Below are 14,343 nucleotides of genomic sequence, written 5' to 3'. Positions count from 1 at the left end.
CCTTGATAAGGGGTGCTGATCCCCCCTGCCCCCCTTGATAAGGGGGGTGCCGGTAGGCGGGATCCCCCCTGCCCCCCTTGATAAGGGGGGTGCCGGTAGGCGGGGGGATCCCTGCCCTCAGGAAAACCTTTTTCAGCAAACCCTAGATAGAATGAAAGCTATCCTCATGACTGCCGTGGATGTCCTGCAGCTTCAGGAAGTCCCCACCCCAGAAATTAGTCAACCGCATCAGGTTTTAGTGGCATTAAAAGCGGCTGGTGTCAACCCTATTGATACAAAAATTCGTAAACGCGGCACTTTTTATCCCGAGCAAATGCCAGCCATTTTGGGCTGTGACGGGGCGGGAATTGTCGAGGCCGTTGGGGCTGCGGTGCAGGATTTTCGTCCCGGGGATGAAGTGTACTTTTGTAGCGGCGGACTGGGCAGGGCTGGCACGGGAAATTATGCCGAATATGCCCTGATCGAGGCGGATTATCTGGCTCACAAGCCGAAATCTCTTTCTTTTGCCGAGGCGGCCGCTGTACCTTTGGTTTTAATCACCGCTTGGGAAGCACTCTACGATCGCGCTCGTCTGCAATCGGGACAAAGCGTCCTTATCCATGGCGGGGCCGGGGGTGTTGGTCATGTCGCAATTCAATTGGCGAAACTGAGGGGGGCTAAAGTTTATACAACGGTGGGAAATAGCGATAAAGAGCGTTTAGTGCGGCAATTAGGGGCAGATTACCCGATTTTATACAAACAAACCGATTTTGTCGCGGCGATACTTCAAGAAACCGCAGGGAAAGGGGTAGATGTCGCTTTTGATACGGTGGGAGGGGCAACTTTTGGGCAGACTTGCCGAGCGGTGCGAGTTTATGGTGATATGGTGACGATTTTGGAACCTACGGGCAGCTGGAAGGAAGCGCGCGATCGCAATTTGCGGATTAGTTTAGAATTAATGTTAACCCCGGCTTTGATGGGACTGCCAGAAGCGCAAAAATATCAAACAGAAATTCTCAGACAAGGGGCGCGTTTAATTGACGAGAAAAAGTTAACTATTCATCTCTCCCAAACCTTCCCTTTAGCGGCAGCTATCAGCGCCCATCAATTGCTAGAAACTGGTGCGGTGACGGGGAAAATAGCCCTAATTATCGACTAGAAATCTGCTTGTTACTACTGGTGAGCAGCAGAAGTTGTTAAAGCAGGGAGAGGGCAAACCACCGCTACACTTTTGCCAATCGGTCAACCTGATTACGTTAAAATCAAAAGCAGGATACTGTGTATGACGGAAAAACTCGATGAACTCAGTGATTAAAGCGGTACAAACTGCCTATTATGGGGATGCAGCCTATCGGACACCACCACCGGACTTGGAATCTCTCCTACTCAAAGAGAGAATTGTCTATCTGGGGTTGCCCTTATTTTCCTCCGATGATGTCAAGCGCAATGTCGGGGTGGACGTGACGGAATTAATTATCGCCCAACTGCTTTACCTGCAATTTGACGATCCCGAAAAACCGATTTTCTTCTATATCAACTCTACCGGCACATCCTGGTACACTGGTGACGCGATCGGCTACGAAACCGAAGCTTTCGCCATCTGTGACACCCTCAACTACATTAAACCTCCCGTTCATACTATCTGTATCGGACAGGCCATGGGAACTGCAGCGATGATTCTTTCTGCGGGAACCAAGGGTTTTCGCGCCTCCTTGCCCCACGCTACCATTGTTCTCAACCAAAATCGCACCGGGGCCCAAGGACAAGCCACCGATATCCAGATTCGCGCCAAGGAGGTAATCGCCAATAAACAGACGATGTTAGAGATTTTCTCGAAAAATACGGGTCAAACCACCGAAAAACTAGCGAAAGATATGGATCGCACCTTTTATCTCACCCCACAACAGGCGAAAGACTACGGATTAATCGATCGCGTTCTCGAAAGTCGCAAGGAACTACCGAAACCCCTCGCCCAAGTTAGTTAAGATTTATTACAAATTAGCAGGAGTTGTTACCAATTATGCCTATCGGTGTGCCAAAAGTTCCCTACCGTCTGCCGGGTAGCCAATACGAACAGTGGATTAGCATTTACAGCCGTCTTTCGGTGGAACGCATTCTTTTTTTGGGGCAGGAAGTCACCGACGGGTTAGCCAATGCCCTTGTGGCCCAAATGCTGTATCTGGACTCGGAAGACCCCACTAAACCCATCTATCTCTATATCAATTCGCCGGGGGGTTCCGTTACCGCCGGTATGGCCATCTACGACACCATGCAGTACATCAAAGCGGAAGTGGTGACTATCTGTGTGGGATTAGCGGCCTCTATGGGGGCATTTTTACTGGCTTCTGGTAGTCCGGGTAAGCGTCTCGCTCTTCCCCATGCGCGGATTATGATTCACCAACCCATGGGCGGAACCGGGCGCCGGCAAGCGACGGATATCGACATTGAAGCTAAGGAAATCCTGCGTATTCGCCAGCAATTAAACGAAATTATGGCTAATCGCACCGGACAAACCATCGAACGCATCGAAAAAGACACGGACCGCGATTATTTCCTCTCCGCCGAGGAAGCCGTCGCCTACGGTTTAATTGATAAGGTGGTGGAGGGAAGACCGGCTTAAGTCAGCCATAGGTTAGAACAGGCGAGAAACCTGTTCTAACTGCCATTGGACAAACTTCCTTAGATGGTGGGTTGGTTTATCCGATAAGAGGGTATCTGTTGGGTATGGAATTTTTAGCAACTTTAGAAACAGGCTTGATCTCTGCTGTGGCAATCATCAAGTTTTGCCTAGAAAGTCTTTCAATCGCTTGTGTGGTAATCGGACTAATTAAAACCCTACAATTAGCTTGGCAGTCTAATCGTCACCGTCGCAGTCGTCCTTCTTTTTCCTTTAATCAATTTCGCATTCGTTTCGGTACTTGGCTATCTTTAGCCCTAGAGTTTCAGTTAGGTGGAGACATCGTGGCTACCACCGTCACACCCACCCTAGAAGCCTTGGCAAAACTCGCCCTCATCGCTATTATCCGGACTTTCCTCAACTATTTCCTCAGCCAAGAATTGGAAACGGAATTGGCCCTGGAAAAAGAGCGATCGCAACTAGCAGCCCAGGACAATCTCAGGGATTTTTAATGCCAAAAAAAGCTGAGTTGACAATCATCTGACACTAACCCCTGATAGGTTGTTGAATATTGAGGGTATGCAAAAACAGTTTTTCAGCAAACCCTAGATAGTCAACAGCTTATTACTTTCGATCGCCCATTGGGTCAATTCCGTGCGATTATGAAGACCGGTTTTATGGAGCATATTCGACACATGACTTTCGATTGTCCGTTGACTAACATTGAGTTTTGTTGCGATTTCCCGATTAGCCAGTCCTTGGGCGACCAATTGTACTACTTTTAACTCCGTTGGGGTTAATTCCACATTACCCGGAACCTGAACAGAGGTGACATCTGGGGAATGGCTGCGGGTGCTGCGTTTCGGTAACTGGCCCGCTTGTGTGAGGGAAGACTCCACCAGGGCCACTAATTCTTCTGGTTCAAAGGGTTTAACCAGATAAAAATCGGCCCCAGCGGTTAAACCTGTCACCTTGTCCTGACTGTGATCCTTAGGGGAGAGAAAAATCACGGGAAGACCACTAAAACGACTGTCCTGACGAATTGTTTCGAGGAAGGCATAACCATCCATTTCCGGCATGATCAGATCACAGATAATGATATCGGGCATTTCCCTTGCTTTAGCCGCATTTGCCCCGCGTTCGAGGATTGCTAGGGCTTCCCGACCGTTTTCTGCGGTTGTCACCCTATAACCACGAAACTCTAGATAATCCTTCACCAAAAGTATTAAATTTGGGTCATCGTCGATTAATAAAAGTTGTTTGTTGTCTTTGTTGGTCTCTTTCATCGCTATTTTTCCGGGCTGCAGGGTTGGGGGAATGGAGACGGACAAAGGATCGACAGGCAAAAGGTAAAAGGTAGTTAGATATGTGTAGTTAATTAGGGTTTCAGCTAGTTTTAACGCTGTTTTCCTCTATTGTTTCGGGTTCTTCTCTGGAACAGTTCAGGGAAATTGCCGGTAAATCGTGGCAAAGGAAAGCATATTCGGTGACGATTTGATTACCGATGAGGTGTTCTTGGATAATTCTTTCGATCGCTTCCTTGTTTACCCTTCCATACCAGACTCCTTCCGGGTACACTAATAAAATCGGGCCTTGGCTGCAAACCCGCAAACAATTGGCTTTAGTGCGAAAAATACAGCCCGGACGGTCGGCGCTGGGGCGATCGAGTTCTAATTCACTTAACCGCTTCTTTAGATAATCCCACACTTCTAACCCTTCTTGCTTGTCACAACATTTTGGCTTAGTCTGATCGCAGCAGAGAAATAGATGACGCTGGATCTGGGCCAGTCCCAACTTAGCCGCATTTTCCCCCAAGATATCTCTGGTGTCTGTTTCTTCCATAAATTTTTTTTATCAACTAAACCCTTGACATTGAACAGGAAATGTGCATAGCCGACTAAACTTTCGGTTTGAGGATGTAACGATAGATGAGATAAAAGATAGCGGCGAGGATTAAAGCGCTTAAAACTGCGCTAACTAGCCGTAAAATCGCCGTTAAAATCGAAAAAGTCACAAAAACCCCCGCCACTGCCACAACTACCTGTGCTGGTGTGGACAGGCTGCCGTACCAAGTTTTCACTTTTTCAACAGTGGCAGCGAAACTAACCCGGGTATCAACGGGGGAAAAATCGTCGGTTTCGATTTCCACTTCCACTTCTTCTGGGGTATATTTATTATCGAACGGTTCGGGAGACTGCATAAACACTCAAGCTACTTAACACTTCATCCCTATTTTATCCGTGATTGGGGTTGATAGGGGTTGAGGCCAGATCAATGTAACAATGAGTTTATCAATAGCTAAACGACTGGAATCTATGAGCCTATCGACTCCCACCGTTACCGCCATCAATTATCCTGATGCTACCATCACTAGGGCCGAACGGGCCCTCTGTTGTTCCCCTTTCCGTGTCACCCTATTCGCCGCTATGCTGGAGCAAAGTGTATCACTTTTAAGCATTCCGGGTGCTGGGGGTTTAGAAAAAGGTTATACTTCCAGACTGCTGACGGAAGCAGCCGTGGAAAGCTATCTTCTCTGGTTGATTAAAGTGGGAATTTTGCGGCGCGAAGTAGATGGACAGGGGATAACCGATAGTTTTCGTCTCACTCCTTTGGGGAGGAAATTAATAGAAAAATGGCAAACCCAAGGGGACTTTTTCCCTCAACCCACTTTCTGGCAAAGATTTTTCAATACTCTGCAACGTTGGTTTTCTTTTTAATGGTGTCGGGAGTCAGTTATCAGTTATCAGTTATTAGCTTCTGAAGGCAAGAGGCAAAAGGCAAGAGGCAAGAGAAAGAATCTGGCAATTCTCCTGCCAAAAAAGTTTATAAACTAAGTACATCAAAGCTTTTAGCTTAACAAATTAGGTTGTAGATTCGGTCATTGTTATCAGTTATCAACTGTTTACTGTTAACTTATTACTGTTTACTGTTCACTGAAAATACTCAATAAAAAAACTATATGAAAGCAATTATGGTAGTGGGGACAACATCCCACGCGGGTAAATCTTTTTTAACTGCCGCTTTATGTCGTTTATTCAACCGGAAAGGTTGGCAGTTAACACCCTTTAAAGGTCAGAATATGGCCCTTAATGCCTATGTTACCGCCGAAGGGGGAGAAATGGGTCACGCTCAGGCGGTGCAAGCATGGGCTGCGGGGACAATTCCCCGGGTAGAAATGAACCCAATTTTATTAAAACCCCAGGGAAATATGACCTCTCAGGTGATTATTAAAGGCAAGGCTGTGGGTGTCACCACGGCATCGGATTATTATCAGAATTATTTTGACCAAGGTTGGCAAGCAATTAAAGAATCTTTAGCTAAATTATCAACAGAATTTGATCTAGTTGTCTGTGAAGGTGCGGGAAGTCCGGCGGAAATAAATCTCAAACATCGTGATTTAACTAATATGCGGGTGGCTAAATATCTCGATGCTGCTACTATTTTAGTGGTGGATATTGATCGCGGGGGGGCTTTTGCTCACGTCGTCGGTACGTTAGAATTATTAGAACCGGAGGAAAGAGCTTTAATTAAAGGTATTGTGATCAATAAATTTCGCGGACAAAAATCTCTCTTAGATTCGGGGATTACTTGGCTAGAAGATTATACAAAAATTCCCGTGTTGGGAGTCCTTCCCTATAGTGATATCTTTTTAAGTGCTGAGGATTCTCTCAGTTTACTCGATCGCCCCGCCCAAAAACCTAAAGCTGAAGTAAATATCAGTGTCATTCGTCTGCCTCATATCGCTAATTTTACTGATTTTGACCCTCTCTGTGGTGAAGCAACGGTTAATGTACGTTATCTAGAATTACAGGAATCTTTAGGTGATCCCGATGGGGTAATTATCCCCGGTTCTAAAACCACTGTCGCTGATTTAATCGCTCTTAATCAAAGTGGTATGGCTAATCAATTACAAGCCTATCACCAAAGGGGAGGTATTATCTTTGGCATCTGTGGTGGTTTGCAAATGTTAGGGCGATTAATCCTGGATCCTGACCATCGAGAAGGTCCCAATAGTGAGGCAGCTGGCTTAAATTTACTGCCCTTAAAAACGGTAATTACTGCCGAAAAAATTACCCGTCAACGACAGGTTTTATCTAATTTTCCCCAAGCGGGTTTACCAGTAACAGGATATGAAATTCACCAGGGAATAAGCGCATGGGAAAGTGAATCAGGTTATCAAAAAATGTTCGAGGAGGATGCTAGTCTAGGAATTGTCAATGATTCTCTGTCAATTTGGGGCTGTTATTTACATGGTATCTTTGATAATGGTTCTTGGCGAAGAACTTGGCTAAATCATCTGCGTCAGCGTCGCGGTTTATTATCTTTGCCTACGGGAATTGCTAACTATAGTGAACAAAGAGAAATAACCCTCGATACTATGGCTAATTTACTGGAAGAACATTTAAATCTTACACCTATTTTTGCTCATTTGTAAGGAGAAATTATGACTATTGCAGTGCGTTTTTTACCCGATGATATCATCATGGAAGCGGAAACGGGAGAACTATTATTAGATGTGGCTAAAAAAGCAGGAATTGACATTCCTACCGGCTGTTTAATGGGTTCCTGTCACGCCTGCGAGGTAGAATTAGATGATGGTACTCAAATTTGTAGTTGTATTACTGGTATCCCCGGCGATCGAGATTCTTTAACCGTTCATTTATATTCCGATCCGCTCTGGTAATTGTTAAAGTTTTCTGATAACAGAGGTCAGCTATTAATGTTAAGTTTACGACTTCTAACTAGGAGAATAATGACTCGGAGAATTCTCACATAAGCGAAGGTTTTTAATTTTTGCATCATTTTCATTGACAATAGCATATGCAATATATTGATAAAATGCTATGGTATATCCTATCAATGGGATGTAAGAATAAATTTCACCAAACCCTTGACAAAAGTTACTTTTTGTATTACCCTGCGATAGTGGTGATACCACGAAAAATACTTACATATTAACTATTTTAAGATATGTCAGATTATTATCATTATCAAAATTCTTGCTGTGGGACTGCCCACGCTTATTTGCTCCCCTCTCTAAGTCAGATTTTTGCCGATCTTGCCCCTCCTGAAAAGCGTATTTTTGACCTCGGTTGTGGCAACGGTTCGATCGCTAATTGGTTATCAGAAAAAGGATTTCAAGTCAGTGGCTGCGATCCTTCTGAATCGGGGCTAGCAGAGGCAAAAAAAGCCTATCCTGAACTTGATCTATACGTTGGCTCCGCCTATGATGATCTGGCTAGTAAATTTGGTACTTTTCCGCTGCTAATTAGTTTGGAAGTGGTAGAACACGTCTATGCTCCGCGCGATTATGCTAAGACCGTTTATAATCTGCTGGAACCCGGAGGATATGCGCTGATATCCACTCCCTATCATAGTTATCTCAAAAATTTGGCCCTAGCGGCTACGGGCAAGATGGACGAGCATTTTACCGCTCTTTGGGATCACGGACATATTAAATTCTGGTCTGTCAAAACTATCACAAAACTGTTAACAGAAGCTAATTTATCGGTGGACAAAGTCTATCGTATTGGTCGTATTGCTCCCTTAGCGAAGACGATGATTATTCTCGCTCGTCGGAGTCAATAAATCATACTAAATCCTGTTTAAAAGGTATAGGAGAGGACGGTAGCAGGGAATTTGAGCATTTGTACTAAAATTCCCAATACGCAGTTTAAATACAGTACAGCTTAGTCAAACTTGGGAATAATCCAAGCTGCTATAATAGCCAATAAAACAACAATTTCTAAGACTTTATATAAGTTAAGAGATTGTAGCCACTGAAAAGTATTGGCTAGACGCAAACTTAACCCCCATTGACGTAATTGAGATAACCATAATTTCGGGCTATCTTGTTCACGAAAACCCCATTTAAGGATAGACAATAACAGGGGAACCCCTCCCACTTTGGCAGTCATGAGCAGGTGCAGCACCAGACATACTACCATAATTAACCAACTGAGCAAATGGGCATAATACCAAAAGTGATTTAATTCCCCTTCCGGTAGCCATTTGGAATCCATCATCCGGCCACTATACAAAGCAAAAGTTAGGGCAAAAAGAGTCAAAGTATTGACTAAACGATGGAGACTATACCACCAAATCGGCTTACCAAATTGAGTTAATTTGTTAAGAGAATCACTTTGAATTAATCTTTTGTTGCCGCGACGAAAAGCATAGATAGCAAAAACCGGAAAGATAATCAGAGTATAGAGGCCAAAAGTGCCATGAATACTTTCAATTTCTTGATATTCTGGTAGGGGCAGTTTTAACCAACGACCGTCAAAAGTATCATAAGTCCAATAGGCCGTAACCATGGCGGCAATGAGGACAATTCCCGTGAATCCGTGCAGAATTCGCAGTAAAAGAGGTTGATAGGGTTGATTAGTTTTCATGAACTCGATCGATACAATAGGGTATATAAACTTGCCCAGACACTATGTTAACTAATCCTTGGCTCGTCGCTGTTCTTCTCAATACCGTCCTCCTCGGAATCGCTGCAATTGCCCCAAAAAAGCTCTTAACTCGGATGGGTTATCTTCATGCTTGGGTTTTAGGGGTAATTGTCTGGGGAAGCTTGGGATGGCGCGGTTATCTAATTGTTTTATTCTATTTCCTCGTCGGTTCTACTGTCACCCGCATCGGTTTAGCGCGCAAGGAAGCGGAGGGAATCGCCGAAAAAAGAGCGGGGGTACGCGGTCCAGAAAATGTCTGGGGTTCCGCTTTAGCGGGGGCAATTTGCGCTATCCTCAGTCTTTTTGCCGCTTCTCCCTGGGATTACCTCTTAATACTCGCTTATGTGGCTAGTTTTAGCACTAAATTAGCCGATACTACTGCCAGCGAGGTGGGTAAAGCTTACGGTAAAACTACTTATCTAATCACTAATTTTAAATCCGTCCCCCGGGGAACAGAAGGTGCTGTTAGTTTGGAAGGAACGCTCGCCGGTTTGCTGGCAGCCACGGCGATTTCCCTGCTAGCATGGGCTATCGGTGCGATCGATCTTATCGGTGTGTTATGGTGTGTAATTGCGGCATTTATCGCCACCAATATCGAAAGTCTCATCGGAGCTACCCTACAAACCCGCTTTCTGTGGTTAACTAATGAATTGGTCAATGTGATCAATACGGTTATCGGTGCGATCTTGGCTATAATGTTAAGCTTGCTCTGGTCTTTCCGCTAAAATTAAGTGACTAAAAAAATTTTTCAGAGAATATCTATGCTAAAGTGGCGTTTTTGTGCATTGTCCCTGCTGTTACTGCTAATTACTGCCTGTGGGACGGAAAATCAACCGAATTCTAGTTCTAACACCGCAAGTAGTCCCGATGCTGGCCGCTTGCAAACGGTGAAAAATCGCGGTAAGTTAATTTGTGGCATTAACGGAGAAGTGCCGGGGTTTAGCTTTGTTAATGAAAAGGGCGAATATTCGGGCTTAGATGTGCAAATTTGCCGAGCTATTGCGGCGGCTCTCTTTGATGATCCCTCTAAAGTCGAATATCGTAAACTTAGCCCCCAAGAGAGATTTACTGCCGTACAGACGGGAGAAGTGGATATCCTCAGTCGCAACACCACCTGGACGATTAACCGGGATACCGCTCTGGGGATGGAGTTTATCACCCCGGTTTTCTATGATGGTCAGGGAATTATGGCCACGAAAGCCAGTAATATTAAGAAATTAGAAGATTTAAGCGGAAAGTCCATTTGTGTGCTATCGGGAACCACCACAGAACAAAATCTGGCCGATGCCATGGCAAAAGCGGCAGTTCAAGGTTATAAACCGATCGTTTCCGATGATGTGGAGGCTTTATATACAGCTTATCAGGCGGGGCGCTGTCAGGCTGTCACCTCCGATCGCTCCCAATTGGTGGCCCGGCGCTCGGTTTTTCCCCGACCAGAGGATCATCAATTATTAGAAGTGGTAATATCTAAGGAACCCTTGGCCCCAGCCGTGGCCGATGGTGATCCCGCTTGGTCGAATGCCGTCCGCTCGATCGTTTTTAGTTTAATTCAAGGGGAAGAATTTGGGATTAACTCCCAAAATATTACCACTTTTGCCGATAGCAAAGACCCTAGTATTCGGCGCTTTTTGGGTATTGATGAGAAGTTAGGCGAAGATATGGGTTTACCCAATGATTTTGCCCAAAGAGTCTTAAAACAGGTGGGTAATTACGGTGAAATTTATGATCGTGAAATCGGTAAACCCCTGCAACTCGATCGAGGTTTAAATAATCTTTGGACAAAGGGGGGTTTATTGTATTCTCCTCCTTTTCGTTAGTTTTAAGATTGTGTTTCCTGACGGGGAATATAGACCCCTATAGCCGCTGGAATAACTCGAAAAATGGCGGGAGTCGTGCTAGTAATTTCGCCATCGGTGTTAATACTATGGGGTTTACGAGTCTCAATTTGAATTTCTTTGCCGTTAAGAGTTCTCACCCAAGATAATAAACCCTGTTGTCCTCGCGGTAATGTCCATAAAAGGGGGAAAATTTGCCACCAGTGTTCAATTTCTAGGCTATATAAGTCTAACCTTTGATCGTCGATTTGGGCATCGTGAGCGATCGGCATTCCTCCCCCATAATAACGACCATTTCCGATCGCTATTTGTAGGGTTTTAACTTTGATATTTTGGCCATCAATACCGATCATAGCGGTAAAAGGACGGGTTTTACTTAATACCTGTAGGGCTGTCCAAGCGTAGGCCAAAATGCCCAAACGTCGCTTTAAACCCTTGCTCAGTTTTTGGGTAATTTTTACACTTAATCCCAAACTAGCCACGTTGAAAAAGTATTTATTATTTACCCAACCTAGATCGATATATTTTAAATTACCTTCGGCAATAATTCGACAGGCTTCGGCAATAGAATTCGGTATCCCTAAAGTCCGAGCTAAATCATTAGCCGTTCCCAGAGGTATAATGCCTAAAGGCAGTTGAGTTTCTACCAACATATCCGCCATAGCATTAAGAGTCCCATCACCACCACCGACAATAACTAAATCAATATTAGAGCGATATTTTTCCAGCAAAAAAGGTATATCTTCTACCTTTTTCAAAGGGACGCTGATAATTTCAAAATCCCAATGATTGAGCAGATCAACAGTTTGAGCAAAGTTTTCTTTACCCTTGCGCGAGTGACGATTGATTAGTAGTAAAGCTCTTTTAGTCATAGGTAAGTTTCTCAGTAGCATCAATATCTGAAGATAAACCAACACCAGCTTTTTGAGAGATTGTATATAGGCTTTGCTGAATAAGTCTAAAAACATTGTTGGATAAGGCTTTTAGACTTTTTTCCCTCAAAAAGTGCCGGGTCTGGGAGTGATCGGGGGTAAAATTCAGGTACTTTTTCCCTGAAAATTAGGTAAGCTAAGACGCATTTAAACCGCTTATTCTTAGATTAGCCGAACCTCCCCCAATCGCTTTACTGTTGCCTTTTGCTTCGTCTCAACAAGCAATTTAAATTACGAACAGCTTAACTGACTACCTCAAAATCGGTAAAACCCTACACCCACCGAAAAACTTTTTGCCGCAAACCCTATATAGACTTTGCCGCAACCCTAGCCACCAAAGCCTTGTAAGGACTGAAAACAGTTAGTTTTCCCAGAAGCTGGTGATGGGATTTGAACCCGCGACCGGCTGATTACAAATCAGCTGCTCTACCACTGAGCTACACCAGCATTTTTAACCAACCCATTATAACACAAATAGACCAAGAGGTCACTGAGCCGTGTCGAAGTGTGGAGATTTTTTCCTCGTCGATCCTGTTCATCACCCTGCTTTCCTTCCCTAGTCAGCTGCCGGGAGACTAGGGACCAATACACAGAGGTTCAATGAGTTAACAGGGATGACCAATAATTAGTTATCAGTGACCATTGACCGTTTAATAAGAGCCAGATTAATCCCCCTATTCCGAAAAGAATAGTCAAGACATAAAATTGCGATTGACCGGAAACATTATATTTTAAGGCACTGCCGCTAAAAATCGTCGCTAAACTGACTAAATTAACCAGACCATCAATAATATAACGATCGATCCAAGCGGTAATTTTTGACAAGCTGCCCACCGCTAAAACCACGGTAAACTGATAGATGCGATCGAGATAGAAGTCATAAGCGAACAAATCTTGCAGGAATCGCAGGATTAACCCAGTTGGTCTGGCCCAAGCTCGTCTTAACTCTACCGTTAACCCGATAACTAGGCCAATTACTCCAGAGGCCATCAGTAAGGGAAAACCCCAGACAATGGTGAAACTCTGGTTATTAAGGAGAGGATTGGTGAAAGATAGCCAAAAATCCCAACGTAGGGGAATAATCGGGGCTAATAAAACGATTAAAATCAATGATACCATGGGCAAAGCCATCGGCCAAGCCACTTCCGGGGTGCGATGGGTTTTACTTTGGGTTTGTCCCAAAAAGACTAAACGAAAGACCCGAGTAAGATTGATGATGCTAAGACAATTAACAAAGATTAAAACCGCTAATAACCACCAAGGAATCGCCCATTCGCCACCTAACCACTTTTTTAACGTCCAAAACATCCCCAAGGGCATTAAAACCGTCATCCCCGCAGAACCTCCTAAAAAAGCCATGGTTGTGGCGGGCATTCTTGCCCAAATTCCCCCCATTTCCGTGATATTTTGGTTACTGGTGGTGAGAATTAATGATCCTGCGCTCATAAACAATAAGGCTTTTGCGACCGCATGGGAGAATAAAATTAGTAAAGCGATATCCACATGACCTAATCCCACCGCAATAAAGACCAAACCGAGATAGGCACTGGTGGAGTGGCATAAAACCCGTTTAATATCAATTTGGGATAGGGCCATCAGAGAAGTCCCAATTGCCGTCATTGTCCCCAAAACTATTAAAACATTGGCAGCGATCGGAGATAGGGTAAACACTGGCTGCAGCTTAATTAAAACATAGGCCCCCGCCGAAACCACGATCGAATTCCGCATGATTCCGGCTGGATTTGGTCCCTCCATCGCCTCATCTAGCCACAAATTCAGGGGAAATTGGGCGCATTTACCCGTTGGACCAGCAATAAGGGCTAATCCTAACAAAGTCGCCGTCAGAGGCGGTACAGGGTTATTTACCGCCCAATTTTCTAACTGAGAAAAACTTAATCCCTCTCCGTAACTAGACAGAGCCACCAAACCCATCAATAAAATAATATCGCCGACGCGCTTGGTTAAAAAGGCATCTCGGGCCGCAGTTACGACCAAAGGTTGAGCATACCAAAAACCGACGAGGAGATAGGTAGAGACCGTTAACATCTCTAGGAAAGCGTAACTGAATAGTAGGGAGTCACTAAGGGCAATTCCCCCTAAAGCTGCCTCAAAAAAGCCCATTAAGCCATAAAATCTCGCCAAGGACCAATCCTTTTCCATGTAGCCAAGGGCATAGATTTGGGCCAGGAGACTGATGAGGGTAATCACTTCTAGCGTCCCCAAACTGACGGGAGAAAGTTCGATCGAAAGGGATAAACTAAGATCGGCCACTTTTACCCATTCAAAAGCCAGTTTAATCGTCTCTCGATGCCAAATTTGATTAAAAGCGATCGATCCGTGTATTAACCCTAAAACGGTCATCAATAGGTTAATATAAGCGGCCGGCCGCGGACCGGTGCGACTAATAATGCCTAAAGACCAAGGTAGGGTTAAAATCGAACCAATTAAGCCATAAATAGGAATTAACCAGCAAGTGTAAAGGAATAAATCTTTCATTCAGGGGATTAAATGTTAGGGTGTTGGGG

General features: G+C 44.6%; 16 protein-coding genes and 1 tRNA gene. 10 read left to right on the top strand and 7 right to left on the bottom strand.

Going from position 1 to position 14,343, the window contains the following annotated elements; translation table 11 throughout:
- Nucleotides 1-151: 151 nt before the first annotated feature.
- The 4 genes from IQ234_RS15790 (at nt 152) to IQ234_RS15775 (ending at nt 3,108) form a co-directional block, all read left to right on the top strand.
- Complete coding sequence (locus tag IQ234_RS15790) at nt 152-1,138, top strand: zinc-dependent alcohol dehydrogenase family protein (protein ID WP_193957777.1); 987 nt, start codon at nt 152-154, stop codon at nt 1,136-1,138.
- Nucleotides 1,139-1,277: 139 nt separating this feature from the next.
- Nucleotides 1,278-1,964, top strand: a complete 687-nt coding sequence (locus IQ234_RS15785) for an ATP-dependent Clp protease proteolytic subunit (protein ID WP_002746650.1) — start codon at nt 1,278-1,280, stop codon at nt 1,962-1,964.
- Between the two features lie 35 nt (nt 1,965-1,999).
- Nucleotides 2,000-2,599: an ATP-dependent Clp protease proteolytic subunit gene (locus IQ234_RS15780; protein ID WP_002734165.1), complete on the top strand. Its 600-nt coding sequence runs from the start codon at nt 2,000-2,002 to the stop codon at nt 2,597-2,599.
- 104 nt (nt 2,600-2,703) lie between these two features.
- On the top strand, nt 2,704-3,108 hold the full coding sequence (locus IQ234_RS15775) for a DUF1622 domain-containing protein (RefSeq protein ID WP_193957776.1): 405 nt from the start codon (nt 2,704-2,706) through the stop codon (nt 3,106-3,108).
- A 93-nt stretch (nt 3,109-3,201) separates the two neighbouring features.
- Here IQ234_RS15775 and IQ234_RS15770 read toward each other — a convergent pair whose 3' ends face one another.
- From IQ234_RS15770 to IQ234_RS15760, 3 genes are all read right to left on the bottom strand, one after another.
- Nucleotides 3,202-3,882 (bottom strand): response regulator transcription factor, encoded by a 681-nt coding sequence (locus IQ234_RS15770; protein ID WP_193957775.1) that lies wholly within the window; start codon nt 3,880-3,882, stop codon nt 3,202-3,204.
- Between the two features lie 100 nt (nt 3,883-3,982).
- Nucleotides 3,983-4,438: a (2Fe-2S) ferredoxin domain-containing protein gene (locus tag IQ234_RS15765; protein ID WP_193957774.1), complete on the bottom strand. Its 456-nt coding sequence runs from the start codon at nt 4,436-4,438 to the stop codon at nt 3,983-3,985.
- A gap of 55 nt (nt 4,439-4,493) precedes the next feature.
- Nucleotides 4,494-4,796: a hypothetical protein gene (locus IQ234_RS15760; RefSeq protein WP_193957773.1), complete on the bottom strand. Its 303-nt coding sequence runs from the start codon at nt 4,794-4,796 to the stop codon at nt 4,494-4,496.
- A gap of 115 nt (nt 4,797-4,911) precedes the next feature.
- Between IQ234_RS15760 and IQ234_RS15755 the strand changes: the two genes are divergently transcribed.
- From IQ234_RS15755 to IQ234_RS15740, 4 genes are all read left to right on the top strand, one after another.
- The gene (locus tag IQ234_RS15755) at nt 4,912-5,313 is read left to right on the top strand and encodes an Npun_F0494 family protein (RefSeq protein ID WP_193957772.1); all 402 of its coding nucleotides are present in this window, start codon (nt 4,912-4,914) and stop codon (nt 5,311-5,313) included.
- A 242-nt stretch (nt 5,314-5,555) separates the two neighbouring features.
- The gene (gene cobQ, locus IQ234_RS15750) at nt 5,556-7,031 is read left to right on the top strand and encodes a cobyric acid synthase CobQ (RefSeq protein WP_193957771.1); all 1,476 of its coding nucleotides are present in this window, start codon (nt 5,556-5,558) and stop codon (nt 7,029-7,031) included.
- A 9-nt stretch (nt 7,032-7,040) separates the two neighbouring features.
- The gene (locus tag IQ234_RS15745; RefSeq protein WP_190357805.1) at nt 7,041-7,280 is read left to right on the top strand and encodes a 2Fe-2S iron-sulfur cluster-binding protein; all 240 of its coding nucleotides are present in this window, start codon (nt 7,041-7,043) and stop codon (nt 7,278-7,280) included.
- 287 nt (nt 7,281-7,567) lie between these two features.
- A complete protein-coding gene (locus IQ234_RS15740; protein ID WP_193957770.1) occupies nt 7,568-8,185 on the top strand; it encodes a class I SAM-dependent methyltransferase in 618 nt (205 codons plus the stop codon).
- Nucleotides 8,186-8,286: 101 nt separating this feature from the next.
- Here the strand turns inward: IQ234_RS15740 and IQ234_RS15735 are convergent, their stop codons facing one another.
- Complete coding sequence (locus tag IQ234_RS15735) at nt 8,287-8,991, bottom strand: cytochrome b/b6 domain-containing protein (RefSeq protein WP_193957769.1); 705 nt, start codon at nt 8,989-8,991, stop codon at nt 8,287-8,289.
- A gap of 44 nt (nt 8,992-9,035) precedes the next feature.
- Here IQ234_RS15735 and IQ234_RS15730 point away from each other — a divergent pair, with 44 nt between their 5' ends.
- On the top strand, nt 9,036-9,776 hold the full coding sequence (locus IQ234_RS15730; RefSeq protein ID WP_193957768.1) for a TIGR00297 family protein: 741 nt from the start codon (nt 9,036-9,038) through the stop codon (nt 9,774-9,776).
- 36 nt (nt 9,777-9,812) lie between these two features.
- On the top strand, nt 9,813-10,868 hold the full coding sequence (locus IQ234_RS15725; protein ID WP_193957767.1) for an amino acid ABC transporter substrate-binding protein: 1,056 nt from the start codon (nt 9,813-9,815) through the stop codon (nt 10,866-10,868).
- A 2-nt stretch (nt 10,869-10,870) separates the two neighbouring features.
- On the opposite strand, the gene IQ234_RS15720 is transcribed toward IQ234_RS15725, so the two are convergent.
- The 3 genes from IQ234_RS15720 to IQ234_RS15710 form a co-directional block, all read right to left on the bottom strand.
- A complete protein-coding gene (locus tag IQ234_RS15720; RefSeq protein WP_193957766.1) occupies nt 10,871-11,758 on the bottom strand; it encodes a lipid kinase in 888 nt (295 codons plus the stop codon).
- A gap of 435 nt (nt 11,759-12,193) precedes the next feature.
- A tRNA-Thr gene (locus tag IQ234_RS15715) sits at nt 12,194-12,265 on the bottom strand.
- Between the two features lie 150 nt (nt 12,266-12,415).
- Nucleotides 12,416-14,314: an NAD(P)H-quinone oxidoreductase subunit F gene (locus IQ234_RS15710; RefSeq protein ID WP_193957765.1), complete on the bottom strand. Its 1,899-nt coding sequence runs from the start codon at nt 14,312-14,314 to the stop codon at nt 12,416-12,418.
- Nucleotides 14,315-14,343 lie beyond the last annotated feature (29 nt).

It is taken from the genome of Microcystis aeruginosa LEGE 91341 (assembly GCF_015206885.1).
Lineage (GTDB): Bacteria > Cyanobacteriota > Cyanobacteriia > Cyanobacteriales > Microcystaceae > Microcystis > Microcystis aeruginosa_H.
This window is presented reverse-complemented; position numbering and strand designations above follow the sequence as displayed.

What these genes read in the sequence shown, in the direction of transcription:
- IQ234_RS15765 (WP_193957774.1), bottom strand. Translation starts at nt 4,438, where the DNA reads ATGGAAGAAACAGACACCAGAGATATCTTGGGGGAAAATGCGGCTAAG.
- IQ234_RS15780 (WP_002734165.1), top strand. Translation starts at nt 2,000, where the DNA reads ATGCCTATCGGTGTGCCAAAAGTTCCCTACCGTCTGCCGGGTAGCCAA.
- IQ234_RS15710 (WP_193957765.1), bottom strand. Translation starts at nt 14,314, where the DNA reads ATGAAAGATTTATTCCTTTACACTTGCTGGTTAATTCCTATTTATGGC.
- IQ234_RS15785 (WP_002746650.1), top strand. Translation starts at nt 1,278, where the DNA reads ATGAACTCAGTGATTAAAGCGGTACAAACTGCCTATTATGGGGATGCA.
- cobQ (WP_193957771.1), top strand. Translation starts at nt 5,556, where the DNA reads ATGAAAGCAATTATGGTAGTGGGGACAACATCCCACGCGGGTAAATCT.
- IQ234_RS15740 (WP_193957770.1), top strand. Translation starts at nt 7,568, where the DNA reads ATGTCAGATTATTATCATTATCAAAATTCTTGCTGTGGGACTGCCCAC.
- IQ234_RS15760 (WP_193957773.1), bottom strand. Translation starts at nt 4,796, where the DNA reads ATGCAGTCTCCCGAACCGTTCGATAATAAATATACCCCAGAAGAAGTG.
- IQ234_RS15730 (WP_193957768.1), top strand. Translation starts at nt 9,036, where the DNA reads ATGTTAACTAATCCTTGGCTCGTCGCTGTTCTTCTCAATACCGTCCTC.
- IQ234_RS15755 (WP_193957772.1), top strand. Translation starts at nt 4,912, where the DNA reads ATGAGCCTATCGACTCCCACCGTTACCGCCATCAATTATCCTGATGCT.
- IQ234_RS15745 (WP_190357805.1), top strand. Translation starts at nt 7,041, where the DNA reads ATGACTATTGCAGTGCGTTTTTTACCCGATGATATCATCATGGAAGCG.
- IQ234_RS15735 (WP_193957769.1), bottom strand. Translation starts at nt 8,991, where the DNA reads ATGAAAACTAATCAACCCTATCAACCTCTTTTACTGCGAATTCTGCAC.
- IQ234_RS15725 (WP_193957767.1), top strand. Translation starts at nt 9,813, where the DNA reads ATGCTAAAGTGGCGTTTTTGTGCATTGTCCCTGCTGTTACTGCTAATT.
- IQ234_RS15775 (WP_193957776.1), top strand. Translation starts at nt 2,704, where the DNA reads ATGGAATTTTTAGCAACTTTAGAAACAGGCTTGATCTCTGCTGTGGCA.
- IQ234_RS15790 (WP_193957777.1), top strand. Translation starts at nt 152, where the DNA reads ATGAAAGCTATCCTCATGACTGCCGTGGATGTCCTGCAGCTTCAGGAA.
- IQ234_RS15770 (WP_193957775.1), bottom strand. Translation starts at nt 3,882, where the DNA reads ATGAAAGAGACCAACAAAGACAACAAACAACTTTTATTAATCGACGAT.
- IQ234_RS15720 (WP_193957766.1), bottom strand. Translation starts at nt 11,758, where the DNA reads ATGACTAAAAGAGCTTTACTACTAATCAATCGTCACTCGCGCAAGGGT.